This is a genomic window from Mycolicibacterium mageritense (assembly GCF_010727475.1).
Taxonomy (GTDB): domain Bacteria; phylum Actinomycetota; class Actinomycetes; order Mycobacteriales; family Mycobacteriaceae; genus Mycobacterium; species Mycobacterium mageritense.
In genome coordinates, this window is the sequence record NZ_AP022567.1 from 62,144 (window position 1) to 87,080 (window position 24,937).

Below are 24,937 nucleotides of genomic sequence, written 5' to 3' on the forward strand. Positions count from 1 at the left end.
CCGCCTAACCCGTCGTCATCCGGATGCCGATGGCGGTCACCACCACGTTGACCACGAACAGTGACATGAATGCGTACACGACTGTTTCGTTGACCGCGTTACCCACGGCCTTGGCGCCGCCTCCGACGATCGTCAAACCCCGGTAGCAGGCCACCATTCCGGCGATCAGCCCGAACAGCGCGGCCTTGACGCAGCTGATGATGACCTCGGGCACCCCGGTCAGCAGCGTGATCCCGGCGGCGAACGCGCCCGGGTTGACGTCCTGGATGAACACCGAGAACACGTAGCCGCCGAGGATGCCGATGATCACCACCAAACTGTTGAGCAGCAACGCAACCAGACCCGAGGCCAGGATGCGCGGCGTGACCAGCCGCTGCACCGGGTTGATCCCCAGCACTTCCATGGCGTCGATCTCCTCGCGGATGGTGCGGGAGCCGAGGTCTGCGCACATCGCGGTGGCACCGGCCCCTGCCACGATCAGCACCGTGACCATGGGTCCGAGCTGAGTCACCGCGCCGAACGCGGCGCCTGCGCCGGACAGGTCGGCGGCGCCCAGCTCCCGCAACAGGATGTTGAGGGTGAAGCTCACCAGCACCGTGAACGGGATGGCCACCAGCAGCGTCGGGGCCATGGAAACGCGCGCGACGAACCAGCACTGTTCGAGGAACTCGCGGCCCTGAAACGGCCGGCGAAACGCGAACAGGATCGCGTCCGCCGACATCGAGAACAGCGCCCCGACAGCCTGCATGACGCCGGACATGTTGCGGCCGAGCGAGATTCCCGGCAGCCATCTATCCGCCATCGGGCGCCTCCAGGACTGTCACCGCGATGCGCGCATCACCGACGCTTCGCGTCTCGCTCTCGCCGGGTCTGTGCGCGCCGAAACATTCGGCGAAACCCAGCTCCTCGTAGCTGATGAAGTCACGCACTTCGGCGACATCGACATCGGCCGGCATGAGTCCCGCCATGCCGAAGGCCTGCATGGCTTTCCTCATGCCGCCTCCGGCTGGAAGGCGTATCCGTAACCGGGCGCGCCGGACCGCACGAGCTCGACGATCACCGGTGAATCTGGGCTGCGTAGTCCCGGCACCGGAATCTCAACGGTGACTTCGGTATACACCGTGCCCGTGCGCGGCAACGGCGTCAACTCGTGGTCGGCGCTCAAGGCACAACTGTCGTCGACGCGGTTGCGCAGCGGTAGGTCCATACCGTCGCTGTCAGCGTATTTGCCTGCCCCCCAACGAACTTTGGCCTCGAAAGCGCGTTCGTAGGCCGCCGGTGAGATCTGCAGATCGGCACCCCGCGTCACGGCACCCTCCGATACCGGGCGTGCACCCCGTTCGCACCGGATCACCTGCGTCTCCCCACTCGCGACGGTGATGCCTGACAAGCTGGCTTGCTCAACGGCGACCAGGGGGCCGATGCTATCGGACTCGGCGAGTGCCGCGAGCGCAAACAAGCCAGAACTCGCTCCGGCGGTCCGGCGATGCTCGGCACCCCAGCACGGCAGGTACGTTCCGATGGACGCGATGTGCGGCATGTCGAATCCGGCCTAAGTGACGGCGCCGGCCGTCTTGAGCTCGATGATGCGGTCCCAGTCCAGGCCCAGTTCGACCAGGATGTCATCGGTCTGCTCGGCGAACCCGGGAGCGGCTCCCGTGCAGGGTGCGCTGACGTCGAACTGCACCGGATTGGCCACCAACTCCAGTTCACCTGCGCGGACGAAGTATTCGTTGGCCCGGATCTGGGCGTCCTGGGCGGCCTGCAGCGTGTCCTGCACGGGCGCCCACGGTCCGGCGAGCGTCGCGAACCGCTCGCTCCATTCCGGCAGTGTGCGCTTCTTCATGGCCTCGGTCAGGATCTCGACGGCGGCCGGGGTGTTCTCGGCGAAACCCTCGGCGGTGGCGAACCGGGGATCGTCGAGGTACTGCTCGAGATCCATGTGCCTGCACACGTCGGCCCAGAACTTGGTCGGCTGCATCATGACGAACGAGATGTAGCGATCGTCGGCGGTGGCGTAGAGCCCCACCAGCGGATTGATCGGTGAACCATGCACGCCCGGCGGGGGCTGCACCATGAGCTGATTCAGGTGTGACGTCAGCGCGAATGTATGCCCCATCGCCCACAGCCCGCTGCCGAGCAGCGAAACGTCGACGACGGACGGCTCACCCGTGCGTTCCCGTTTGAGCAGGGCCGCGGCGATCCCGCCCGCGAGGTTGGTTCCGGAGATGGTGTCGCCGTAGGCGGGGCCCGGCGGCCCGATCATGCCCTCGATGCCGGGCGGGGTGATCGTGGCGGCGGTGCCTGCCCGGCACCAGAACGCGGTCATGTCGTAGCCGCCTTTGACCGATTCTTCGCCGCGCGGGCCCAACGCACTGCCGCGCGCGTAGATGATGTCCGGGTTCACCGCGCGGATGTCGTCGACGTCGATGCCGAACTTCTCCCGGTGCCCGGGCAGGAAGCTGGTGAGGAACACGTCGGCACGACGCGCGAGCTCGACCAGAATCTCTCTGCCCTCCGGGATCGACATGTCCAGCCCGATGCTGCGCTTGCCACGGTTGGCGTGTTCGATGTTCGGGTTCGGGTCGCCCTCGACCCGCAGCGGTCCGGTCTGGCGCAGTCCGCGTTGCGGATCGCCGGTGACGGCGTGCTCGACCTTGATGACGTCGGCACCCCACTCCCGGAGCACCGCACCGGCCGACGGCACGAATCCGTACATGGCGACCTCGAGGACGCGGATGCCCTTCAGCGGGCCGCTCATGACAGCACCCGCGCAAACGTCTTCGACTCCAGGAACTCCTCGAGGCCCGCGGTGCCCATCTCCCGGCCGATACCCGACTGCTTGTAGCCGCCGAACGGACTGTCGGGACTGAAGTAGTTGCCGCCATTGATGGAGAACGTTCCGGTTCGGATCCGGCGGGCCACCGCGAGGGCACGATCCTCGCTGCCGAACACCGCACCGGACAGGCCGTAGATCGAGTTGTTGGCGATCCGCACGGCATCGTCGTCGTCCTCGTACGCGATGACGGCCAGCACCGGGCCGAAGACCTCCTCCTGGGCGATCTCGCTGTCGGGATCGACATCGGCCAGCAGTGTCGGCGTGTAGAAGAAGCCGGGGTCGACCTTTTCACCGCCGGTGACCAGGGTGGCCCCGGCCTCGACGGCACGCTTGACCATGCCGTCGACCTTGTCGCGCTGCTTCGCGCTGATCAGCGGCCCCATATAAGTCTTGGGATCGGTCGGGTCGCCGAACCGCACGTGCCCGAAGTTGGTCTTGACCAGTTCGACGATCTCGTCCTTGTGTTTGGCAGGCACGAGCAGGCGCGAGGTCAGCGCACACCCCTGGCCCGCGTGCGTCACCATGCTGAACGCGGAAAACAGTGCCGCGGTGTTGAAGTCGGCATCGTCGAGGACGATCGCGGCCGATTTGCCGCCGAGCTCGAGGAACACCTTTTTGAGGGTCTCGCTCGCTGCGGCCATGATGCGCCGCCCGGTCGGGGTGGAACCCGTGAAGGTCACCATGTCGACGTCACGGCTGGTGGTCAGTACCGCACCGACCTCGGGATCGGCGCCGGAGAGCACGTTGACCACACCCGGCGGGATGTCGGTGTGCTCGGCGATCAGCTCGCCCAGCGCCAGCGTGATCAGCGGCGTGTCAGGAGCGGCCTTGAGCACCACGGTGCAGCCGGCCGCCAAGGCGGGTGCGAGCTTGGCCAGCGCGAGCTGGTTCGGGTAGTTGTAGGCAATGATCGCGGCGACCACGCCCGCGGCCTCCTTCTCGACCCATCGGTGGTGCCGCATGCCGCGGCTGGAGATGTTGCCGAGATCCTCGGTGAGCGGGTAGGTCGCCAGGAGCTCGGCGTAGTACCGCACGATGTCGATCGGCTGGTCCAGCTGAGCGCCCGCGCACAGCGCCGCGGTGGCACCCACTTCGGCGGTGGTCAGCGCGGCCAGTTCGTCGCGATGTTCGACGAGCGCCCGGTGGAACTGGTGCAGGCACCGCACGCGCAGTTCGGTGTCGGTCGACCAATCTGTGGTGTCGAAGGCGCGGCGGGCCGCGGCGACGGCTGCCTCGGCGTCGGCGACGGTGGCGTCGGGCGCATACCCGAGGACGTCCCCGGTTGCCGGGTTGACGGAAGGAAACGTCCGCGGGGTTTCGCGCAGTTCTCCGCCGATCAACAGCCTCCGGTCAACCTGCCGTTCCTCCGCGATGGTGGGCGTTTCCTGCATCATCCTCCTCAGCGATTTCCACAGTGTGATGGAAACTTCATTCTCATCACCGGCGAATCATACATTCGCAACTTGAGAACACAAGGGAAAGCTAGATTGGCTAGTCATGGCCTATACGACCGGCTATGCCGGTCTCTGTACACACCTGTCGGCAATGCGTCGGCATCTTGCGATATATACGAACACGAGAGTACGGTTCTCATATTCGGAAGGAAGATTCTTGATGCTTGAGACGCCCGCGATCCGCCCGGCGCCAGGAGTACCGCTGTGAAGAATGCCGTCGTCACCGGTGGAGGGTCCGGAATCGGCGCGGCGATCGTCGCGCGACTGCGGGCCGACGGACTCAATGTCGCGATATTGGACCTGCACCCGTCTGACGACGAGTTCGCCCACGTCGCCGATGTCACCGACCGCGCCGCCGTGGACGCCGCGCTGAACGCCGTCCGAGCGCAGCTCGGTCCGATCTCGGTGCTCGTCAACGCGGCAGGGCTGGACTGCTTCACACGGTTCACCGAGGTGTCGTTCGACCGGTGGCAGCGCGTGGTCGACGTCAATCTCAACGGCGTCTTCCACTGCATCCAGGCGGTACTGCCCGAAATGATCGAGGCGGGCTGGGGCCGCATCGTCAACATCTCGTCATCGAGCACCCACTCCGGCGCGCCGTATATGGCGCCCTACGTCGCCGCGAAGTCCGCCGTGAACGGTCTAACCAAGACGCTCGCGCTGGAATACGGACCCGCGGGAATCACCGTCAACGCCGTTCCGCCCGGGTTCATCGACACCCCGATGCTGCGCGCCGCCGCCGACAAGGGCTACCTCGGCGACATCGACAAGACCATCGAGGCGACGCCGGTGCGCCGCATCGGCAGGCCCGAGGACATCGCGGCGGCATGTGCCTTCCTGATCTCCGAAGAGGCCGGCTACATCACCGGTCAGATCCTCGGCGTCAACGGCGGCCGCAACACATAACGAAAGGAAGCGGACAGTGGGGAATTCAGCAGGCCGGGTCGCCGGGAAGGTCGCGTTCGTCACCGGCGCCGCACGGGGGCAGGGACGCAGCCACGCGGTCCGGCTGGCCGAAGAGGGCGCCGACATCATCGCGGTCGATCTGTGTCACAACATCGACTCGATCGGCTACGCGATGGCGACCCCCGAGGATCTCGACGAGACCGCGCGGTTCGTCGAGAAGGCGGGGCGACGCATCGTCACCGCGCAAGCCGACGTCCGCATCGCCGAACAACTCAAGGACGCGCTCGAGCGTGGCCTCGCCGAGCTCGGCAAGGTCGACATCGTCGTCGCGCAGGCCGGCGTCGCAGGCATGAAGGGCAACCCGCCCCTGCAGGCCTGGACCGACGTCATCAACACCAACCTGGTGGGCACCATCAACGCCATCCAGGTGGCGCTGCCGCACCTGACCGAAGGTGCCTCGATCGTGGCGACCGCATCGGCGGCCGCACTCATGGATGCCCACAACAAGCCGAATCCCGGCGCAGATCCCGGCGGCATGGCCTACATGACGTCCAAACGCCTGCTGTCGCAGTACGTCCACGACATCGCGACCGAACTCGCGCCCCGCGGAATCCGCGCCAACGTCATCCATCCGACCAACTGCAACACCGACATGCTGCAGAGCGAACCGATGTACCGCTCGTTCCGCCCGGACCTTGAGCATCCGACCCGGGCCGACGCCGAACCGGTGTTCTACGTGCAACAGGCCATGAAGGTGCCGTGGATCGAGCCCGTCGACATCAGCAACGCGGTGCTGTGGCTCGCTTCGGACGAGGCCCGCTACGTCACCGGTATGCAGCTGCGCGTCGACGCCGGCGGCTACCTCAAGTGGTACGACTACCACGTGTGAGTTCACTGATTCGAAAGGGGTTGGCGTAGTGAAGGTTTCGGTCGATGCGAGTCGCTGCCAGGGCCACACTCTGTGCTCGATGATCGCGCCCGACTCGTTCGAACTCGACGACGTGGACGGTCACGCGTCACCGGTGTCGGATGTGGTGCCTGCCGACCAGGAGGAGGCGGTCCGGGAAGCCGCGCACTCCTGCCCCGAACAAGCCATCGTCATCGAGGACTAGCAAGGGAGACAACGCCGTGAGCATCGACCGCGACGAGCCGCCTGCCAGCGGAGTCACGACCGACGACGAACGCAAGAAGAACACCTACCACTTCGACCGGCACACGCCGGAATATCGCGGACAGTTCGAGAAGATCACCGAGGAGATGCACGCCCGGTGTCCCATGGCGTGGACGGACGTCTACAACGGGCACTGGGTGGCCGCGGGCAGCAAGGAAGTGTTCGAGCTCGCGCGCTGCCCCGCGGTGTCCAACGATCACGACATCACCGGTGAGGGCACGGGCTACGAGGGCATCAGCATTCCGCTCGCGAGCCGGGCAGCCGCCGTGCGCGGCGGGATCCTGGAGATGGACGAGCCCGACCACAGCATCTACCGGGGTGCGCTCAACCCCTACCTGTCACCGGCCGCGGTGAAGCGGTGGGCGCCGTTCGTCGACGAGATCACCCGGGCAGCGCTCGACGAGAAGATCGAGTCGGGCCGCATCGACTTCGTCGACGACCTGGCCAACGTGGTGCCCGCCGTGCTCACGCTGGCGATGATGGGGCTCGACCTCAAGAAGTGGAAGGTCTACAGCGAGCCGACCCACGCCTCGGTGTACACCCCTGAACACTCGCCGGACCGCGAACGCATCAACGACATGCACCGTGAAATGGGCATCGACCTGCTCACCAACATGTCCGCGATCAAAGAGAACCCGCGGCCCGGCCTGATCAACGCGCTGTTGCAGCTGCGGATCGACGGCGAACCCGCGCCGGACATGGAGATCCTGGGCAATCTCGGCCTGATCATCGGGGGCGGGTTCGACACCACCACCGCACTCACCGCGCATGCCCTGGAGTGGCTCGGTGAGCATCCTGACCAGCGTGAGCTGCTCAGCCGCGAACGCGAGACGCTGCTGAACCCGGCCACCGAGGAGTTCCTGCGGTATTTCACGCCCGCACCGGGTGACGGGCGCACGTTCTCGGCCGATGTCGAGGTCGAGGGCACGCAGTTCAGGGAAGGCGAGCGGCTGTGGATCTCGTGGGCGATGGCCAACCGGGATCCGTCGGTGTTCGAGGAGCCGAACAGGATCATCCTCGACCGCAAGGGCAACCGGCACTTCAGCTTCGGCATCGGCGTGCATCGCTGTGTCGGCTCGAACGTGGCCCGGACGGTGTTCAAGTCCATGCTGACCGCGGTGCTCGACCGGATGCCCGACTACGTGTGCGATCCGGAGGGCACGGTGCACTACGACAGCATCGGCGTGATCCAGGGCATGCGGAACCTGCCGGCAACGTTCACGCCGGGCCAGCGACTGGGCCCCGGCCTCGACGAGACCCTCGACAAGCTGCAGCGCATCTGCGACGAGCAGGAGCTGGCGCGCCCCATCACCGAACGCAAGGAAGCAGCGGTCATCGACTGAGTTCTGCCCTTAGGGGCAGGTAACAGGTCATCCCCCTGCGCCGATAGTCCTGTTAACCTCGATTGAGGTCGCTTTTTCGGACGTCTGGGCAAACTCGCCGCCAATACCGGCGGAACAAGATGGGGGTAGTTGGAGACATGATCAAGTTGTCGCGCGCGAAAATCGCATTCGCAATCGGCGGTCTCGCAGTGGCGATCCCCGCTTCGGCCGGTGTCGCAGCAGCAGCGCCGTTCGACGCGGTGGTCAACACCACGTGTACCTACGAACAGGTCATTGCTGCGCTCAACGCGCAGCAGCCCGCACTGGCGCAGGAATTCAACGCCTCGCCGTTCGCGCAGGGCGCGCTGCGCAGCTTCCTGGCCTCGGGCCCGGTCGAGCGTCAGCAGACCGTCAACCAGTTGCAGGGCAACCCGATGGCGCAGCAGTACTTCGGTCCCATCAGCTCGATCGCGGGCAGCTGCAACAACTACTGATCCGGCTGCTCCCCGCGCCGGGGTACCTCGCGTTGGCGGGGAACATAGAACTGCCCCCTCTTCCCTGGAAGAGGGGGCAGTTCTATTAGCCGACAAGGCCACCCCAACGGGACAGCGCGGCCCCATTGGTTGGGCCGAAAGCCCTCAACGGCGAGGCAGGCCGAGTACCTGTGTCGCGATGATGTTGCGCTGGATCTCCGACGTGCCGCCCGCGATGGTGCCCCCGAAGCTGCGGGCGTAGCGCTCGAACCAGCTCGCGAAGTAGTGGTCGAGGTTCATGTGCTCGTAGGGACCGGTGGTGGACGGATGGATCAATCCGTCGGGCCCGGCCGCGGTCAACGCGTTCTCCATCGCAGTGCGTTCGGCTTCCGAGCCGAACAGCTTCAGCACCGACACCGACGCGGTGTCCATCTCGCCCCGTGACGCCCGCGCAAGCGCCGCAGAGCCCATGGCCCGCAACGCCTGATAGTCCATGACGGTCGTGGCGTACTGATCGCGTTCGAGCTCGGTGCGCGGCTCGAAGTCGGCAAGCATGTTGTCGATGCGGTCGGCGAATCCCAGCCACATCATGGTGCGCTCGTGTCCAAGAGAACCGTTCGCAACACCCCAGCCGCCGTTCAACGGGCCGACGAGGTTCTCGGCGGGCACGCGCGCGTCGGTGAAGAAGACCTCGTTGAAGTCGAGGTTGTCCTGGCCGGTCATGTCGGCGAACGGCCGGCATACCACGCCGGGCGTGTCGGTCGGGATGATCAGCGCGCTGATTCCCTTGTGCTTCGGTGCATCCGGATCGGTGCGCACGAACGTCAGCAGGAAGTCTGCGTCGTGGGCGCCCGAGGTCCATACCTTCTGGCCGTTGACGACGAAATGGTCTCCCGCCACGACTGCGCGGGTGCGTAGCGAGGCCAGGTCGCTGCCCGCGCTCGGCTCGCTCATACCCAGGGACGCGGTCTTCTCGCCCCGTAACACGGGTACGGCCCACCGGTGTTTCTGCTCGTCGGAGCCGAACGAAAGTAGCGACGCCGCAATGATGTTGACGCCCTGCGGGTTGAAGCTGTGGTATATCCGCCGCCGGCACAGCTCGTCGAGGTGGACGAACTGCTGCACCACGGTGGCATTACGGCCACCGAACTCGGGAGGCTGGGCCGGCAGCAGCCAGCCGTTGTCGAACAACAGGCGCTGCCAATCCCGTGCCCACTGCGGCATGTGCGAAACCGACCTGGGCCGCTCCAGCGTCTGCGCCTGCGACGGCAGGTTGGCGTCGAGGAACGCGACGAACTCGGCGCGGAAGTCCTCGACGTCGGAATCGAATGTCAACTGCATTTCAGAGTCCCCTGTAGGTCGTGCGGTATTCGGCTGCGATCACCGCGCGATGCTCGGCCGCGCCGCCCAGCAGCAACTCGCCGGCCTTCGCGCGCTTCAACGCGAACTGCGCATCGTTCTCCCACGTGAAGCCCATCGCGCCGAACAACTGCAGGCCATGGCGGAACACCACGGCCTGGCACTCTCCCGATGCCGCCTTGGCCATGGCCGCGGCCAGTCGACGCCGCGGGTCGTCGGCCGCGATGGTCAGTGCGGCGAAATACGCCAGCGCACGGGCGCGTTCGATCGCGACATGCATGTCGACGGCCTTGTGCTGCACGGCCTGGAACGAGCCGATCGGCGCCTCGAACTGGTGGCGCTGCTTGACGTGCTCCAGCACGAGGTCGAGCACCCGTTGGCAGGCGCCCACGGTGGTCACGGCCAACCCGGTCAACGCCAGATGCCGGGCCCTTTCGGCGTCGGCACGCACACGGTCGGTGTCGGGGATCGCGACGGCGTGAAAGGTCACCTCGGCGACATGCAGCACCGGATCGAAGATCGAACTGCGCCGGATGACGGCCCTGTCCGCGGCAACGAGAAACACCCCGGCATCGGTGACCACCGCGAGCGTCTCGGCGCGATCGCCGTCGAGCACGTGATGTGCGGTGCCGTCGAGCACCCACCCCGTGTCGTCGCGACGCGCCGTCACACCGTCGTAGACCGCGGTGCCGGCCTGTCCGGCGTCGAACCGGTCACCTGCGAGCGGAGCGAACTGGGTCATGGTCGCCAGGTACGGCGTCAGATCGGTGGCCCTGCCCAGTTCCTCCAGGACGATCGCCAACTCGACCGCGTTGACGGGATCCGTGAGTTCCGTCCACCCCTGGTCCACATAGCTCTTCCACAGTGGTGTCGGGTCGACACCCTGTTCGGCAACCTCCCGGACCAGCGTGGCAGGGCATTGCTTGGTCACCGCATCGCGCACAGTTTCCTGCCATAGTCGCTGATCGGCATCGAATTCCAGTAGCACTCGCAGCCTCCTGATGCGCCGTCACGTCTGAACGAGAATAGCATTCTCTTCAGATGATCTATCGTTCTCCTCTGGCAACTTCCAGTTCTCCACCACGGGCCGCAGAGTGCGTGACCAGCAGGCACGTTCACCTGCGGCGAGACGATGGCGGCGACAGAGAACAATATTCTTGCTATTGAAGAATAAGGATCTAAACTGGGCAGAGGTCCGGTGTCGTGGGCGCACCGTCAGCGACGTGTGCACACCACGTTTCCGGACGAGCATCGGAGGAACCACCTTGGCCATGCACCACCCGGACGGAACCCGGACGCCCGTGATCGACGCGAGTGTGCACATCTTCTTCGGGTCGAACAAAGATCTGCGGCGAAACTTCCTGCGTGAGCCTTTTGCCAGCCGCGGGTTCCCCGACTACGAGATGAACTGGTATGGCGCGCCTGGCGGTGAATACGCCGTCGATGAGCCGCTTGCGCGAAGAGCAATAAAGGGCACAAAGGGATCCGAGCGTCAGTACCCAGGGTCCGACCCCGACCTCGCTGCTCAGCATCTGTTCGGCGACCGTGGCGTCGACATCGCGATCCTGCATCCCATGACCCGGGGCATCATGCCGGACCGTCATCTCGGCACCGCACTTGCCAACGCGCACAACGAGATGATGGTGACGCGCTGGCTCGACCACGCCGAACACGGCCGGAAGTTCCGTGGCACCATCCGGGTCAACCCAGACGACGTGGCGGGCGCGCTGCGCGAGATCGACAGATACCGGGACCATCCGCGCGTAGTGCAGATCGGGGTTCCACTTCAATCGCGTGAGCTGTACGGCAAGCCGCAGTACTGGCCCCTATGGGAGGCCGCCGCCGAGGCCGGCCTGCCGGTCGCGGTTCACATCGAGGGCGGCGCGGGCATCCAGTTTCCGCCGACGCCGTCGGGCAAGACCCGCACCTACGAGCAATACCTCGGCTTCATGGCGTTGAACTACCTGTACCACCTGATGAACATGATCGCCGAGGGCGTATTCGAGCGGATGCCTGCGCTCAAGTTCGTCTGGGCCGACGGCGCTGCCGACATGCTCACGCCGTTCATGTGGCGCATGGACTGCTTCGGCCGCCCACACCTGGAGCAGACGCCATGGGCGCCCAAGATGCCCAGTGATTACCTGCCCGGTCACGTCTATTTCGTGCAAGGTGCCCTCGACGGGCCGGGTGATGTCGAGTTCGCCGGGGAGTGGTTCGGCTTCACCGGCAAGGAGGACATGGTCATGTTCGGTTCGAGTTATCCCCACTGGCAGCTCAACACACCCGAGGTGCCAAGCGCATTCACCACCGAGCAATGCGACAAGTTGTTGTGGCGCAACGCTGCCGAACTCTACGGCCTGCACAGCGACGTAACGCCGTCAACCGTTGCGGCGCAGTAGACGGTCAGCGAGGGAGGCAGACATGTCGATCACAGCGAACCCACGGGTGCCGGCCGCCGAGCGGGTCACCGTACGGTGCGTGGACTCCGACGTCCACCCCATGCCAAGACGGGGCGAACTGGTCGAGTACATCCCCGAGCCGTGGCGCAGCAAGTATTTCACCAACCACGCTGTCGGCGACCAGATCTACTACGACGCGCCCGATTACGCGCACTCGTACGCGATGCGCGTCGACGCGTTCCCGCCCGACGGCGAGTTCGCGTGCAGCGACCCTGACATGGCGCTGCGGCAGCTCGTCATGGAGGCCGGCTCGGACATCGCGATACTCGAGCCGACGCACGGCGAGAGCCGGCTCGGCGAGGCCACGGCCGCCTATTGCACCGCGACCAACGAGTGGCTGGCCCATCATTGGCTCGACGGCCACAACAACTGGCATGAACGCTGGCGCGGGTCCATCTGCGTGGCCATCGAGGAGCCGCACCTGGCGGTGGCCGAGATCGAGAAGTGGGCTGAGCATCCCTACATGGCGCAGGTGCTGATCAAGGCCGAGCCGCGGCCACCGTGGGGCGACCCGAAGTACGACCCGATCTGGGCAGCGGCGACCAAGCACGACATCACGGTCAGCTGTCATCTGTCCCGCGGCGAGTTCGACACCCTGCCGCTGCCTCCGGTCGGGATGCCCAGCTACAACCACGATTTCATGGTCACGTACTCGCTGTTGGCGGCCAACCAGGTGATGAGCCTGATCTTCGACGGCGTGTTCGATCGCTTCCCGACGCTGCGCATCGTGTTCGTGGAGCACGCGTTCACCTGGATCCTGCCGCTCATGTGGCGCATGGACGCCATCTACGAGGCACGCAGATCCTGGATGGACATCAAGCGCAAACCCAGCGAATACGTCAAGGACCACATCAAGTTCACCACCCAGCCGCTCGACTACCCCGAGGACAAGACCGAGTTGTCGCGGGCGCTGGAGTGGATGGAATGCGACAAGATCCTGCTCTACAGCAGCGACTACCCGCACTGGACGTTCGACGATCCCCGCTGGCTCGTCAAGCACCTGCCCGAACATGCCCGCGAGGCAATCATGTTCCGCAACGGTATCGAGACATACAAGCTGCCCGAGACGGTGCCGGTGCTCGAGGGCCAGGTGCGGGTGTTCTAGTGACCGAGCAGAAACCGCCCCGGCTCGCTCAAGGGCGCGAGCACGTGGTCGCCACGGTCGATGAAATCCCGCCGGGTACCCACAAACTGGTGCCGATCGGCCGCCACGGCGTCGGGGTGTACAACGTCAACGGGACGTTCTACGCCATAGCCAACTACTGCCCCCACGAGGGCGGGCCGCTGTGCTCCGGCCGGGCCCGAGGGCGAACGGTCGTCGACGAGTCGGCGCCCGGCGATGCCGTGATGGTGCGCGACCTGGAATACATCTACTGCCCCTGGCATCAGTGGGGTTTCGAGCTGGCGACGGGCACCACGGCGGTCAAGCCGGAGTGGAGCATCCGCACCTATCCGGTGCGGGTCGTGGAGAACGAAGTGTTGGTGATGGCGTGATGCTGGGCACCCCCGTGCTCAAGCGCGGCGAAAAGTCCATCGAGATCAACGGCGGCAACGTCGTCTACGAAATCCTGGGCAGGCAAGGCGATTTCATCGCACTGACGCCGGGCGGCCGGTTCAGCAAGGACATCCCCGGGTTGCGACCGCTCGCGCAGGCCCTGGTCAAGGGCGGCTATCGAGTGCTGCTGTGGGATCGCCCCAACTGCGGTAAATCCGACGTGCAGTTCTACGGCCAGAGCGAATCGCATATGCGGGCCGAGACGCTGCAGGCCCTGATCACCAAGCTGGGCATCGGGCCGTGCGTTCTGGCCGGCGGTTCCGGGGGAGCTCGCGACTCGATGCTGACGGCCATGCTGTACCCCGATCTCGTCACCAAGCTCGTGGTGTGGAACATCGTCGGCGGAGTGTACGGCTCGTTCGTGCTGGGCTCCTACTACATCGTGCCGAGTATCCTCGCGGTCCGCGGTGCGGGCATGAAAGCCGTTGCCCACATCGACGAGTGGAAGGAACGAAGCCTGGAGAACCCGGTGAACACGGACCGCTTGTTGGCGCAGGATCCCGACGAGTTCCTCAAGCTCATGCTGCGCTGGCTCAACGCGTTCGTGCCGAAACCGGGTCAGACCATCCCCGGTGTCGAGGACGAGATGTTCGACAACATCAAGGTTCCGACCCTGATCATCCGCGGCGGGGAGAACGATCTCGACCATCCGAAACGTACGTCGCTGGAGGTGAGCTGCCTGATCAAGGGGTCGAAGCTGATCGACCCGCCGTGGCCCGAGGACGCCTGGGAGCGGGCCGGTGAAGCCCGCGCATCGGGGAAAGTCAAGCGGTTCAACATGTTCGACACGTGGGTGCAGGCCGCGCCTGCGATCCTGGAATTCCTGAAGTCGTGAGCCGCTCACACTGTTCGGATGTGCACCTCGCTGTTGAGCGAGGCCTCCAAGGCCGTGTGGATCCGGCTTTCCGGGATGCGCGCCAGGTCCGACTTCTGCAGCGTCACGGTCACCACGTCCCAACCGTCATCGGCACGGCTGCGGCTGACCTCACCGGTCAGCCCGAATCCGGCCAGTACTCCGTGCGCGTCGTCGTCGGTGCCGCGGCTCACAAAGGTCACCACCCCCGCAGTCGGACTCGTGCCGAACGCCTTGGCGCACAACTGCATCACCAACTGCTGCAGTTCGGGCGCGCCCTCCCCCGCGATCAGCACCTCGATCTCACGACGGCTCGCAGGCAGCCCGGCCAGCTCGGCGTCGAGAACCTGCGCATCGTGTCGCACAGCCAACTCACGGAGCCGCATCATGCCGTCGGCTAACCGGTCGGGCCCCAACTCGCCGGCTGGGTCCACACCGACACGCACCACCGCAGTTCTCATGCGGTCAAGCCTATCCGGGAGCGGAAAGTGACCATGACGACCGATCTGACGGTGGCGGTGTGGCCCGGCGTCACGCCGCGGCTGCTGCGCACCGGCCCGGAAACACTGGCCGAGTACACGGACGCGGGCGGGTTTGCGCCCCTTGCCGATCCGGAGCAGCTGCTCGACGCGGTACAAGCGAGCGGCCTGCTCGGGCGAGGTGGAGCGGCGTTCCCGCTCGCCGTGAAGTTGCGCACCGTGCGCGACAATGGCCGCGACGCCGGAGGGGCCGTGGTGATAGCCAACGGCGAGGAGGGCGAACCCGCCTCGGTCAAAGATCGGTGGCTACTGCGCAACCGGCCCCACACCGTTCTCGACGGTCTGCGCCTCGCGGCCCGCGTCGTCGAGGCCGACCGAGCCTATGTCTACGTGTCGGACCGCCGGGCTGCCGACAGCGTCGCGGACGCCCTGACATCCTGCCCCTGGGCCGGCGACCTGAGCATCGAATTGATCACTGTTTCACCGGGTTACGTGGCGGGCGAAGAAAGCGCCGCCGTCCATATGATCAACGGTGGACCGGCCAAACCCACCGACAAACCTCCGCGCCCGTTCGAGGAGGGGGTCGGCGGCAGGCCCACCCTGATCAGCAACGTCGAAACTCTGGCCCAGCTGGCATACGTGCACGGCCACGGCGCCGAGCAGTTCCGTGCGGTGGGCACCGACGGCTCACCGGGCACATTCCTGGCGACCGTCACGGGGGCCGGTCGTCCGGCGGCGCTCTACGAACTTCCGCACGGCGTGGCTGTGGCGGACGTGCTGACGCTGCACGGTGTCGCGGCGGCGGAGGTGCGTGGCGCGTTGATGGGCGGATACTTCGCAGGCCTGCTCAACCGCGGTGTACTCGACACCACACTGGATCACGAATCCGTGCGTGCATTGGGCAGCGGATTGGGCTGCGGCGCGATCGGTTTCCTGACCGAGGATTGTCCGGTCGCGGTCGCGGCGTCGGTGCTCGCCTACTTCGACCGGGAAAACGCCGGTCAGTGTGGTTCGTGCTTCAACGGCACCGCGGCGATGGCCGCCGTCGCGATCGCACTGCGTGACGGAGTGGCGACAGACGAGGATCTCGCCCGGTTACGCCGCTGGTCGGTCGTGCTGCGCGGCCGGGGTGCCTGTGCCACGCTCGACGGTGCGGCCAACATGGCGGGCACCCTGCTCGCACAGTTCCCCGACGTGGTGACCCGGCACCTCGAAAACAATTGTCAGACCTGTCGTTCCGGAGCCTTCACGGCCCAGCGGCCCTACGAGGTGGAACAACTGGAGGCGGTGGTCACGGTATGAAGATCAAGCTCGACCGCACGATGTGCGACGGCTTCGGGCTGTGCGCCAAGCATGCGCCCGCGTACTTTCCGCTCGACGACTGGGGATACGCGTCGCTGGAGGGCGACGGCACCGTCGCCGCCGCCGATCAGGATGCGGTCAAACGCGCCCTGTTGGATTGCCCGGTGCACGCGATCATCGAGATGCGCGAACGCACGCGCACGGCAGCGGGTTGACGACGGGAGAACAGTTGTCACAGATACCAGGTCGGCCACTTCCCACGGTCACCGCACTCAACGAGTTCTTCTGGACCGCCGGCGCCGACGGCGTGCTGCGCATCCAGGAATGTCTGGACTGCAGTGCGCTGATACATCCGCCGCAACCCGTGTGCCGCTACTGCCGTAGCCATAAACTCGGCGTGCGCGACGTGTCGGGTCGAGGGTCGCTGGCCGGATTCACCGTCAATCACCGGTTCGGCTTTCCCGATCTGCCACCGCCGTACGTGGTCGCGGAAGTAGCAGTCGCCGAGGATCCGCGAGTTCGGTTGACCACCAACATCGTCGACTCCGATCCCGCGTCGCTGACCCTTGGCCAGCCTGTCGAAGTCGCCTTCCAGCACGTCGAGGATGTCTGGCTGCCGGTTTTCAAGCCGGCAGCCGACACGACGCCGACTCCGCAACCCGTCGATGAGATCGCGCCGCAAGACTTCGGCAAATATGTCCGCCCCATGCTCGGCAAAGAGAAGTTCGAAGAGCGTTCGGCGATCACCGGCATCGGGATGTCGGCGATAGGCCGGCGCTTGATGGTGCCTCCGCTGTCACTCACCATCGAGGCGTGCGAGCAGGCTGTCGCCGACGCGGGTCTGACGTTCGACGACATCGACGGGCTGTCGACCTATCCCGGGCTCGACATGGCTGGTATGGGTGAAGGCGGCGTGACCGCTCTTGAGGGCGCGCTCGGACTGCGGCCGACGTGGATCAACGGCGGCATGGACACGTTCGGCCCGGGCGGCTCGGTGATCGCGGCGATGATGGCGGTCGCCACCGGTATGGCGCGCCACGTGTTGTGCTTCCGCACACTGTGGGAGGCGACCTTCGGCCAGTTGGTCAAGGAGGGCAAGATGGCCCCTCCCATGGGTGGCCGCACCAACAGCTGGCACCATCCGTTCGGTGCCACCTCGGCCGCACACACGTTGGCGCAGAACGCCGGCCGCCATTTCGACCGCTATGGCACCACGCGCGAGACGCTGGGTTGGATAGCGTTGAATCAACGCGCCAATGCCGCGCTCAACCCGACCGCGATCTATCGCGATCCCCTGACCATGGACGACTACCTGTCGGCGCGCACCATCACCACCCCGTTCGGCTTGTACGACTGCGACGTGCCGTGCGACGGAGCCGTCGCGGTCATAGTGTCGGCCATAGACACTGCCGCGGACCGCCCCAAGCCGCCGGTCCGGTTCGAGGCCGTCGGCACCCAGATCATCGAACGGCTCGACTGGGACCAGACCACGCTGACCCACGAGCCGCAGGTGCTCGGGCAGAGTGCACATCTGTGGTCGCGAACCTCCTTGCGGCCCGGCGATGTCGACGTGGCCGAGCTGTACGACGGGTTCACGTTCAACTGCCTTTCCTGGCTGGAGGGCCTGGGCTTCTGCGGCATCGGCGAGGCCAAGGACTTCCTCGACGGCGGCCACAACATCGCGCGCGACGGCATCATCCCGCTCAACACCCACGGCGGACAGCTGTCCCACGGCCGTACGCACGGCATGGGCCTGATCCATGAGGCCGTCACCCAGTTGCGCGGTGAGGCCGGCGAGCGCCAGGTAGCCGACGCCAAAGTGGCCGTCGCCAGTTCCGGTGGGCTGACGCCGAGTGGCGTGCTGCTGATGCGGGTGGACGACTAGCCATGGTGAGAACGGATCCACACCCCAGGGTCGTCATGGTGGACGGCGTGCCGATGTCGGCCCTCGTCGCCGAGGCTTCCGACCCCCGAGGCGTCGTCGTCGCACTGCATGGAGGCGCGACCACGTCGGCATACTTCGATTGCCCTGGCCACCCGGAACTTTCGCTCTTACGGCTCGCGGCGGACGAAGGCTACACCGTGGTCGCGCTGGACCGCCCCGGATACGGTGCGTCAGCGGCCTATCCGCAAGCCATGGCGCGACCGGACCAGCGGGTGGCGCTCGCATTCGGCGCGACCGAGCGCATCGCGGGCACTCGTGGCGTGTTCGTGCTCGGCCATTCGATGGGCTGCGAACTCGCGGTGCGGATGGCTGCGACCGGGCAGGCGCGGGGCGTCTCGCTTGCGGGCACAGGCCTGCGCTACCAGTCCGGTGCCAACGACATCCTCAAGAATGCGGCGATCGACCATCGTCCCCGCGGACTGCGGGATCTGCTGTGGCAGCCCGAGCGACTCTACCCGCCGGATGTTCTGGGCAACGGCCTATCGTCCGGCGGGACGCCGTACGAGGCTGATGTCATCAAAACGTGGGCGTCCCATGACTTTCGGGAACTTGCCGCACAGATCGAAGTGCCCGTGCAGTTCATCGCGGGTGAGCACGAAAGCGTGTGGGAATCCGACGACGAGGCGCTCGCGGCCGTAGCCGCGATGTTCACCGCCGCACCGCACGTCGATGTGGGGGTGCTCGCCGACAGCGGGCACAACCTGAGCGTGGGGCTGTCCGCCGGCGAATATCACCGGCGCGTGCTGTCGTTTGCCGACGAGTGCGCGGCGCGTACCGATGTGGAAGTGGAGGCAGGTTGATGCGTGTCGGATTTATCGGACTGGGCAGCCAGGGCGCTCCGATGGCCCGCAGGATCGTCGAAGGCGGATTCGAGACGACGCTGTGGGCGCGGCGCCCGGCATCGGTCGAACCGTTCGCGGATACGGCGGCCAAGATCGCCGGCTCCCCCGCCGAACTCGCGGCCGCGAGCGATCTGGTGTGCCTGTGCGTGGTGGGCGACGCCGACGTCAAGGAAGTGCTCGACGGCGAGACCGGCGTGCTCGCCGGCCTCGCTCCCGGCGGCATCATCGCCATCCATTCCACGGTGCACCCCGACACGTGCATCGCGATCGCGGAACAAGCTTCCCCACAGGGTGTTTCGGTCATCGATGCGCCGGTGAGCGGCGGCGAGCCCGCAGTCCAGGCCGGCACCCTGCTGGTCATGGTCGGCGGAGACGGCGAGATCGTCGAGCGCGTCCGGCCGGTGTTCGCGACATACGCCGACCCGATCGTGCACCTGGGCGGTGTCGGCAGTGGCCAGGTCGCCAAGATCCTCAACAACCTCCTGTTCAGCGCCAACCTCGGCGCCGCCATGAGTGCGCTCGAACTCGGTGAGGCGCTGGGTGTTCCGCGTCAGGCGCTGTGCGAGGTGATCACGCGGGGTTCGGCCACCAGCAAGGCCCTCAACAGCATCGCGATGTTCGGTGGCACCTTGGACAACCTCGCGCCCATCGCGGGCGCACTGCTGCAGAAGGACTGCCGCCACGCCGCGAGCCTGGCCGAAGATGCGTCGGCGCCACACGGTGCGGTGTTTGACGCAGCCGATGCCGCGCTGACCCTGATGGACCATCCGCGCTGATGCGGGTCGGTTTCATCGGTGCGGGCCGGATGGGGACACCCATGGTGTCCCGCCTGGTCGCTGCGGGACACGTCGTGCGACTGCTTGTTCGCACCCCTGAAAAACGCGCGGCTGCGGCCGAATTGGGAGCCGAGCCCGCGGACACCGTAGCTGATGTCGGCGAGGATGCCGACGTGGTCGTCGTCTGCGTCTTCACCGACGACCAGGTTCGGGAGGTATGTTGCGACGCGCTGTTCGGCGCCATGCCGCCGGGCTCGGCACTCGTGGTACACACCACCGGAAGCCCTCGTACCGCCGAGGAACTTGCGGCCATCGGCGCCGGTGGCCGCGTTGCCGTGGTCGATGCTCCGGTCAGCGGTGGGCCGCATGACATCGCCGCGGGGACCGTGACGGTGTTCGCCGGAGGTGCCGACGACGCAATGGCGCGGGCCCGTCCCGTCGTGGCGGCCTATGCCGATCCGGTACTGCACGTCGGCCCCGTCGGTGCGGGCCAGCGGGTCAAACTCGTCAACAACGCCCTGTTCGCCGCGCAGATCGGGCTGGTGACCGAAGCCGTGCGGATCGGCACGGCGTTCGGCATCGAGGAGTCGACGCTGCTGACCGCACTCACCCACGGCAGCGCTGTCAGCCGCGCCCTCGCAGGCATCGCCGCAACGGGTTCGGCCGACGCATTCATCAGCAGAGTAGGAGAATTCGTCGGCAAAGACATCGCGGTGGTGCGGAAGACCGCACAGGGCCTTGGCACTGACCTCGGTCAGTTCGACGGCCTGCTCGACATCGCGGCAGGCGCCCATTCTCCGCTTTTCAACAACTCCTGACCGCGTTACTGTTACCGTTACAGTTCAGTACATTCCCGTAACGCCTCGCGCAGCACTTCCGGCACCAGCCAGCCGCGAAGGAGGAGCCCATGACCAAGCCTCAGGTGATATTCGATCCGTTCTCCGAGGACTATTTCAACAACCCGTTCGACACTTACCGGCAGATGCGTCAGGACGCGCCGCTGTATTACAGCGAGGAGCAAGACTTCTACGCGCTGACCCGCCACGAGGATGTCTCCGCCGCGCTCAAGGACCACGAAGCGTTCTCCTCGTCGCGGGGCTGCGATCTCGCGATGGTCCAGGGCGACGAGCCGCCGCAGAAATCGATCATCTTCATGGACCCGCCCGATCACCGCCACATGCGCAGCCTGCTCAACAAGGCGTTCACCCCGCGAGCCATCCAGTCCCAGAAGGACACCGTGGTCGAGCTGATCGACCACTATCTCGGTCTGATCGACTCGGACGAGTTCGACATCGTCCAGGATTTCTCCGGTCCGTTCCCCGTCGAGGTCATCACCCGGATGGCCGGGGTCGATCCGGAATACCGCCAGCAGGTACGGCATTGGATCGACACCAGCCTGTCCCGTGAACCCGGCCAGGTCGGGCTTTCCGAGGCAGGCATGCAGGCCAACATCGACACCGCGATGTACTACTACTCGCTGGTCCAGAAGCGCCGCGAGAACCCGCAGAACGACATGATCAGTCGCCTTGTCGCAGCCGAGATCCCAGGTGACGACGGCGAGCTGCGCCGCCTGGACGACATCGAGATCACCGGCTTCGCCACGCTTTTGGGCGGGGCGGGCGCCGAGACGGTGACCAAACTGGTCGGCACCGCGATGGTGCTGTTCGCCCGGTATCCCGACCAGTGGCAGAAGCTGCTCGATGACCGCGACAAGATCCCGGCCGCGGTCGAGGAACTGCTGCGCTACGAGGGACCGGTGCAGTACAACGTGCGCTACACGCTCAAAGAAGCCCACGTGCCCAGTCGCACCATCCCGGCAGGCAAGGCCGTGTTCCTGATCAGCGCCGCGGCCAACCGCGATCCCGACGCGTTCACCGATGCCGACACCTTCGACATCGACCGGGATCGCACCGAGGCGCAGAATCTCGGCTTGGGTTACGGCATCCACAGCTGCCTGGGCGCGGCGCTCGCGCGGATGGAGAGCGCGATCGCGCTGGAAAAGCTGCTCGATTTCATGCCGCGCTACGAGGTGAATTGGGACGGTCTGCAACGCGTGCACATGCAGAACGTGGCGGGCTATTCTCACGTCCCGGTTCGGAGGTTGTCGTGAGCAAGGTTCACGTGGACTTCGGGCTCTGCGAGAGCAATGCCGTGTGCATGGGCATCATCCCCGAGGTGTTCGATCTCGATGACGAGGACTACCTCCACATCCTCGACGAGAACGTGACATCCGAGAACGAAGCCCGGATCCGCGAAGCGGTCCGGCAGTGCCCGCGGCAGGCCATCTCGATCGACGACGAATGACGCACCGCTGACGGCTCACGCCGCCGCGATCACCGTCGTACCGAAGCGCTCGACCGCCTCCAGTGCATGCGCGAGGCTGTCGCCGGGCAGCGTCACATGCAGCCACGTCACCCCGAGTGCCGCCAGCTTCTCGACGCCCGCCAGGTATGCGTCGGCGTTGAAGTCGTCGGCACCGGGGTTGCCGCCCTCGAAGTTGTTGAACACGATGTCAATTGACGACGGCTCGCGCCCGGCGATCGCCAGCCTGGCTCTCAGGTCGTCGATGCCGGCTGCGAGGCGGTCCAGCGAGTCGATGGTCGCGGTCCCGGCGGTTGCCGCGAGGCCCGGCGGCGCGGCGAATGGGCACCACCCGTCGCCGTGCGCGGCGACACGCGCCCGCGCTGCCCCGGTGTTGCCGCCGATCCAGATCGGCGGCGGACTCGCGGGCCGGGGGTGAGCGGTCACGCCCCGTGCGTTGAAGTGCGTGCCCTCGAACGTGTAGTCGTCGGTGGTCCAGATGCCGCGGATCACCTGTAGCGCCTCGTCGAACAACGCGGCGCGCTCGCCGTAGGCGACGCCCAGCGCGGCGAATTCCCGCTTGAGGTAACCCACCCCGACCGCCAGCGTGAACCTTCCGCCCGACAGCAGGTCCAGCGTCGCACCAGATTTGGCCACCACGAAGGGGTTTCGATACGGCAGGACAATGATGTTGGGCACCAGGCGCAGCGTCGTCGTCGTTGCCGCGGCGAAAGCCATCGCCACGAACGGATCCACCGCGTCGTGCCCTCCGGCGTCGAGCCAGCGTTGTGACGGCGCGGGGTGATCGGTGAACCCGAAACCGTGGAAACCCGCAGCCTCGGCAGCCGCCGCCACGGCGGCCACCCCACCCCCGCTCACGAGATCCGGGTGGTACGGATGCGTGTGCATCGGGTGAGTGATGCTGTAGCGCATGGTGTCTCAGGTCGGGAAGCCGGCGAGGATCACACCGTTGCAGTCGGCGGCCCCTTGCCGCACCTTGGCTGCCGCCTGATACGCGTCGGAGTGGTACCAGTCCCGCGCGGCGTCGACCGACTCGAACTCGAGCACCACCGTCTGCGTGCCGTGCCAGGATCCTTCGATCACCTCGGGGTTCTGATCCACGGCCACGATGGTCGCACCGGCCATGGCCGACCTCGCGAGCTTGCCGTACTCGGCCATCCCGGCCGGATCCTTGACATCCTCGGTGATGATCACATAACCCTTGGGCCCGTTGGCCATCCGGAAATCTCCTCAGTCGTCGGTTTCGATGATCGCGCGCTCAGGGCAGTTCTCGACGGCTTCGCGGGCGGATTCCCGCAGCTCGTCGGGAACCTGTTCGGGGTCGGCTACGGCGTATCCGTCGTCGGACAGGCTGAAGATCTCCGGGCACATCGTGAGGCACATGCCGTGCCCGCGACAGCGATCCTCGTCGACCGTGACCCTCATCGGACGTCGAACTCCAGGTGCAGCTCGGTGAGCCCGCGCAGGATGAACGTCGGAATGTAGGTGTAGCGCCGCTGCGCCTGCGGGCCGTGCTTGGCGTCGGAGATGCGGATGTCGGCCGTGCGGTCGAGCAGCCGTTCGATGCCGACCCGCGTTTCCGCACGGGCCAGCGGCGCGCCGGGGCAGCTGTGAATGCCGCGGCCGAAGGCCAGATGCTGACGGGCGTTCTTGCGGGCCGGGTCGAACGTGTCGGGATCCTCGAATCGGCGGGGATCCCGGTTTGCCGCGCCGTTGAGGACCATCACCGTGGTGCCCGCACTCAACTCGGACTCTCCGACCGTGACGGGGCAACGGGACAACCGGAAGTCGCCCTTGACCGGGCTTTCGATGCGCAGTGCCTCTTCGATGAAATTCGGGATGAGACTGCGGTCTTCGCGAACCCGCTGCTGGATGTCGGGCCGTTCACCGAGCACTTTGAGCGCGGTGCTCAGCAGCCGCACCGTGGTTTCCTGCCCCGCGGAGAACACGTTCGTGGCCACGCGCGCCACATCGCCGACGTCGGGGATGGAACCGTCGGGGAAGGTCGCCTCGGCGAGGCCGGTCAACACGTCCTCTCGCGGGTTCGCCCGGCGATCGGTGACGTAGTCCGAAAACTGTCCGTACAGGAACTCCAGCGGGCTGTGCGACAGGGATTCCTTACTGGTGCTGCCCACTCCACCGCCCGAGTGCTGCTTGATGCCGTCGACGAAGCCGGCGCGATCCTCGGCCGGGATGCCGAGCAGATCGGCGATCACCAGGAGCGTGAACGGGCTCGCGAAACCTTTGATGAAGTCGCCGTGGCCGGGCGCCAGATAGCTGTCGAGCACCTCGTCGGCGAGTTGCCACATCGCGTCCTCGTTCTCCTTGAGGCGCTTGGGCGTGATGAGCCGCATCAGCAGCGAGCGGTGATCGGTGTGCGTGGGCGGGTCGAGGGTGGGCAGTTGATCGCTGAACGGCAGCTCGTCACGGTGCTTTTCGATGAGTGCGGTGACCTCGTCAGCGCTGCGGCCTTCCAGCGGTACGGGGAAACCGGGGAACGGGCCGGTCACGGAGATACACGACGAGAACGTCTCCGCGTCGTTGTAGACGGCGACGGCCTCGTCCCAACCGGTCACCATGGTGACGCCGTAGTGGTCCTCCCGGCTGACCGGGCACTTGTCCCGCAGTGCCTCGAAGAACGGATACGGGTTGTCGACCAATCGTTCATCGCGGAAGAAATCGATACCGGTTGGGTCGATCGCCATGTGCTGCTCCCGTTCCTGCCACACCACATGAGAATGCGGCTCTCATCTTTGAACATTACATTTCCACAGCGGTGGATGCGCGTCAACGCAATGCCGGAATCCGCGATAGCGCCTGCGAATTAGTTAGACAAGCGTCAACTATTTCCACCGCCGGAAATCGCTGTTACAGTCCGGC

27 protein-coding genes and 2 pseudogenes are annotated in these 24,937 nt (G+C 66.1%); 17 read left to right on the forward strand and 12 right to left on the reverse strand.

Annotated elements, in window-relative coordinates:
- Positions 1-4: 4 nt before the first annotated feature.
- From G6N67_RS00295 to G6N67_RS00315, 5 genes and pseudogenes are all read right to left on the reverse strand, one after another.
- The gene (locus G6N67_RS00295) at positions 5-802 is read right to left on the reverse strand and encodes an MlaE family ABC transporter permease (protein ID WP_036436249.1); all 798 of its coding nucleotides are present in this window, start codon (positions 800-802) and stop codon (positions 5-7) included.
- On the reverse strand, positions 792-995 hold the full coding sequence (locus tag G6N67_RS00300; protein WP_110798554.1) for a thiolase C-terminal domain-containing protein: 204 nt from the start codon (positions 993-995) through the stop codon (positions 792-794). The genes G6N67_RS00295 and G6N67_RS00300 overlap by 11 nt, the downstream gene beginning before the upstream one ends.
- Positions 992-1,480, reverse strand: a pseudogene (locus G6N67_RS00305) (DNA-binding protein); the annotation flags it as partial. The pseudogene G6N67_RS00305 and the gene G6N67_RS00300, both read right to left, overlap by 4 nt.
- Before the next feature lie 72 nt (positions 1,481-1,552).
- Positions 1,553-2,761 carry a CaiB/BaiF CoA transferase family protein gene (locus tag G6N67_RS00310; protein WP_036436244.1) on the reverse strand — a complete coding sequence of 403 codons (1,209 nt, stop codon included), beginning with the start codon at positions 2,759-2,761 and terminating at the stop codon, positions 1,553-1,555.
- Entirely contained in the window at positions 2,758-4,230 is a 1,473-nt protein-coding gene (locus G6N67_RS00315) for an aldehyde dehydrogenase family protein (RefSeq protein ID WP_036438269.1), read from the reverse strand. Before G6N67_RS00315 ends, G6N67_RS00310 begins: the two co-directional genes overlap by 4 nt.
- Positions 4,231-4,497: 267 nt before the next feature.
- Here G6N67_RS00315 and G6N67_RS00320 point away from each other — a divergent pair, with 267 nt between their 5' ends.
- The 5 genes from G6N67_RS00320 to G6N67_RS00340 all read left to right on the forward strand — a co-directional run bounded on the left by G6N67_RS00320 (position 4,498) and on the right by G6N67_RS00340 (position 8,186).
- Entirely contained in the window at positions 4,498-5,199 is a 702-nt protein-coding gene (locus G6N67_RS00320) for an SDR family NAD(P)-dependent oxidoreductase (RefSeq protein ID WP_036436242.1), read from the forward strand.
- A 16-nt stretch (positions 5,200-5,215) separates the two neighbouring features.
- Complete coding sequence (locus G6N67_RS00325) at positions 5,216-6,088, forward strand: mycofactocin-coupled SDR family oxidoreductase (protein WP_036436240.1); 873 nt, start codon at positions 5,216-5,218, stop codon at positions 6,086-6,088.
- Positions 6,089-6,116: 28 nt separating this feature from the next.
- Positions 6,117-6,311 carry a ferredoxin gene (locus G6N67_RS00330; RefSeq protein ID WP_036436238.1) on the forward strand — a complete coding sequence of 65 codons (195 nt, stop codon included), beginning with the start codon at positions 6,117-6,119 and terminating at the stop codon, positions 6,309-6,311.
- 22 nt (positions 6,312-6,333) lie between these two features.
- The gene (locus tag G6N67_RS00335; protein WP_036438267.1) at positions 6,334-7,713 is read left to right on the forward strand and encodes a cytochrome P450; all 1,380 of its coding nucleotides are present in this window, start codon (positions 6,334-6,336) and stop codon (positions 7,711-7,713) included.
- Positions 7,714-7,850: 137 nt separating this feature from the next.
- Positions 7,851-8,186 (forward strand): hemophore-related protein, encoded by a 336-nt coding sequence (locus G6N67_RS00340; RefSeq protein ID WP_036436235.1) that lies wholly within the window; start codon positions 7,851-7,853, stop codon positions 8,184-8,186.
- A 144-nt stretch (positions 8,187-8,330) separates the two neighbouring features.
- On the opposite strand, the gene G6N67_RS00345 is transcribed toward G6N67_RS00340, so the two are convergent.
- Entirely contained in the window at positions 8,331-9,506 is a 1,176-nt protein-coding gene (locus G6N67_RS00345) for an acyl-CoA dehydrogenase family protein (RefSeq protein ID WP_036436233.1), read from the reverse strand.
- Between the two features lies 1 nt (position 9,507).
- Complete coding sequence (locus G6N67_RS00350; protein WP_036436231.1) at positions 9,508-10,512, reverse strand: acyl-CoA dehydrogenase family protein; 1,005 nt, start codon at positions 10,510-10,512, stop codon at positions 9,508-9,510.
- Positions 10,513-10,795: 283 nt separating this feature from the next.
- On the opposite strand from G6N67_RS00350, the gene G6N67_RS00355 reads away from it, so the two are divergent.
- Genes G6N67_RS00355 through G6N67_RS00370 form a run of 4 tightly spaced genes read left to right on the forward strand, consistent with a single transcriptional unit; the run spans position 10,796 to position 14,373 of the window.
- On the forward strand, positions 10,796-11,923 hold the full coding sequence (locus G6N67_RS00355; RefSeq protein ID WP_036436228.1) for an amidohydrolase family protein: 1,128 nt from the start codon (positions 10,796-10,798) through the stop codon (positions 11,921-11,923).
- A 22-nt stretch (positions 11,924-11,945) separates the two neighbouring features.
- Positions 11,946-13,088: an amidohydrolase family protein gene (locus G6N67_RS00360; RefSeq protein ID WP_036436225.1), complete on the forward strand. Its 1,143-nt coding sequence runs from the start codon at positions 11,946-11,948 to the stop codon at positions 13,086-13,088.
- A complete protein-coding gene (locus G6N67_RS00365; protein ID WP_036436223.1) occupies positions 13,088-13,477 on the forward strand; it encodes a Rieske (2Fe-2S) protein in 390 nt (129 codons plus the stop codon). Before G6N67_RS00360 ends, G6N67_RS00365 begins: the two co-directional genes overlap by 1 nt.
- Positions 13,477-14,373 (forward strand): alpha/beta fold hydrolase, encoded by an 897-nt coding sequence (locus tag G6N67_RS00370; RefSeq protein WP_036436221.1) that lies wholly within the window; start codon positions 13,477-13,479, stop codon positions 14,371-14,373. The genes G6N67_RS00365 and G6N67_RS00370 overlap by 1 nt, the downstream gene beginning before the upstream one ends.
- Positions 14,374-14,378: 5 nt before the next feature.
- On the opposite strand, the gene G6N67_RS00375 is transcribed toward G6N67_RS00370, so the two are convergent.
- Positions 14,379-14,852, reverse strand: a complete 474-nt coding sequence (locus G6N67_RS00375; protein ID WP_036436219.1) for a hypothetical protein — start codon at positions 14,850-14,852, stop codon at positions 14,379-14,381.
- A gap of 33 nt (positions 14,853-14,885) precedes the next feature.
- On the opposite strand from G6N67_RS00375, the gene G6N67_RS00380 reads away from it, so the two are divergent.
- The 8 genes and pseudogenes from G6N67_RS00380 (at position 14,886) to G6N67_RS00415 (ending at position 22,039) form a co-directional block, all read left to right on the forward strand.
- The gene (locus G6N67_RS00380) at positions 14,886-16,172 is read left to right on the forward strand and encodes an NADH-ubiquinone oxidoreductase-F iron-sulfur binding region domain-containing protein (protein ID WP_179976792.1); all 1,287 of its coding nucleotides are present in this window, start codon (positions 14,886-14,888) and stop codon (positions 16,170-16,172) included.
- A pseudogene (locus tag G6N67_RS00385) lies at positions 16,169-16,369 on the forward strand (ferredoxin); the annotation flags it as partial. The gene G6N67_RS00380 and the pseudogene G6N67_RS00385, both read left to right, overlap by 4 nt.
- A gap of 32 nt (positions 16,370-16,401) precedes the next feature.
- Entirely contained in the window at positions 16,402-18,057 is a 1,656-nt protein-coding gene (locus G6N67_RS00390) for a thiolase C-terminal domain-containing protein (RefSeq protein WP_036436213.1), read from the forward strand.
- Positions 18,058-18,059: 2 nt separating this feature from the next.
- The gene (locus G6N67_RS00395) at positions 18,060-18,917 is read left to right on the forward strand and encodes an alpha/beta fold hydrolase (RefSeq protein WP_036436209.1); all 858 of its coding nucleotides are present in this window, start codon (positions 18,060-18,062) and stop codon (positions 18,915-18,917) included.
- On the forward strand, positions 18,917-19,735 hold the full coding sequence (locus tag G6N67_RS00400; protein ID WP_036436206.1) for an NAD(P)-dependent oxidoreductase: 819 nt from the start codon (positions 18,917-18,919) through the stop codon (positions 19,733-19,735). The genes G6N67_RS00395 and G6N67_RS00400 overlap by 1 nt, the downstream gene beginning before the upstream one ends.
- Positions 19,735-20,553 carry an NAD(P)-dependent oxidoreductase gene (locus G6N67_RS00405; protein WP_036436204.1) on the forward strand — a complete coding sequence of 273 codons (819 nt, stop codon included), beginning with the start codon at positions 19,735-19,737 and terminating at the stop codon, positions 20,551-20,553. The genes G6N67_RS00400 and G6N67_RS00405 overlap by 1 nt, the downstream gene beginning before the upstream one ends.
- Positions 20,554-20,642: 89 nt before the next feature.
- Positions 20,643-21,845, forward strand: coding sequence for a cytochrome P450 (locus G6N67_RS00410; protein WP_036436202.1), 1,203 nt, complete (start codon positions 20,643-20,645; stop codon positions 21,843-21,845).
- Positions 21,842-22,039, forward strand: coding sequence for a ferredoxin (locus tag G6N67_RS00415; protein WP_036436200.1), 198 nt, complete (start codon positions 21,842-21,844; stop codon positions 22,037-22,039). The genes G6N67_RS00410 and G6N67_RS00415 overlap by 4 nt, the downstream gene beginning before the upstream one ends.
- Before the next feature lie 15 nt (positions 22,040-22,054).
- On the opposite strand, the gene G6N67_RS00420 is transcribed toward G6N67_RS00415, so the two are convergent.
- From G6N67_RS00420 to G6N67_RS00435, 4 genes are read right to left on the reverse strand one after another with little or no spacing between them, the layout of a single operon-like run.
- Complete coding sequence (locus tag G6N67_RS00420) at positions 22,055-22,969, reverse strand: LLM class F420-dependent oxidoreductase (protein ID WP_036436198.1); 915 nt, start codon at positions 22,967-22,969, stop codon at positions 22,055-22,057.
- 6 nt (positions 22,970-22,975) lie between these two features.
- Positions 22,976-23,275: a DUF1330 domain-containing protein gene (locus G6N67_RS00425; RefSeq protein WP_036436195.1), complete on the reverse strand. Its 300-nt coding sequence runs from the start codon at positions 23,273-23,275 to the stop codon at positions 22,976-22,978.
- Between the two features lie 12 nt (positions 23,276-23,287).
- Complete coding sequence (locus G6N67_RS00430) at positions 23,288-23,482, reverse strand: ferredoxin (RefSeq protein ID WP_036436193.1); 195 nt, start codon at positions 23,480-23,482, stop codon at positions 23,288-23,290.
- Positions 23,479-24,762: a cytochrome P450 gene (locus tag G6N67_RS00435; protein ID WP_163642082.1), complete on the reverse strand. Its 1,284-nt coding sequence runs from the start codon at positions 24,760-24,762 to the stop codon at positions 23,479-23,481. The genes G6N67_RS00430 and G6N67_RS00435 overlap by 4 nt, the downstream gene beginning before the upstream one ends.
- Positions 24,763-24,937 lie beyond the last annotated feature (175 nt).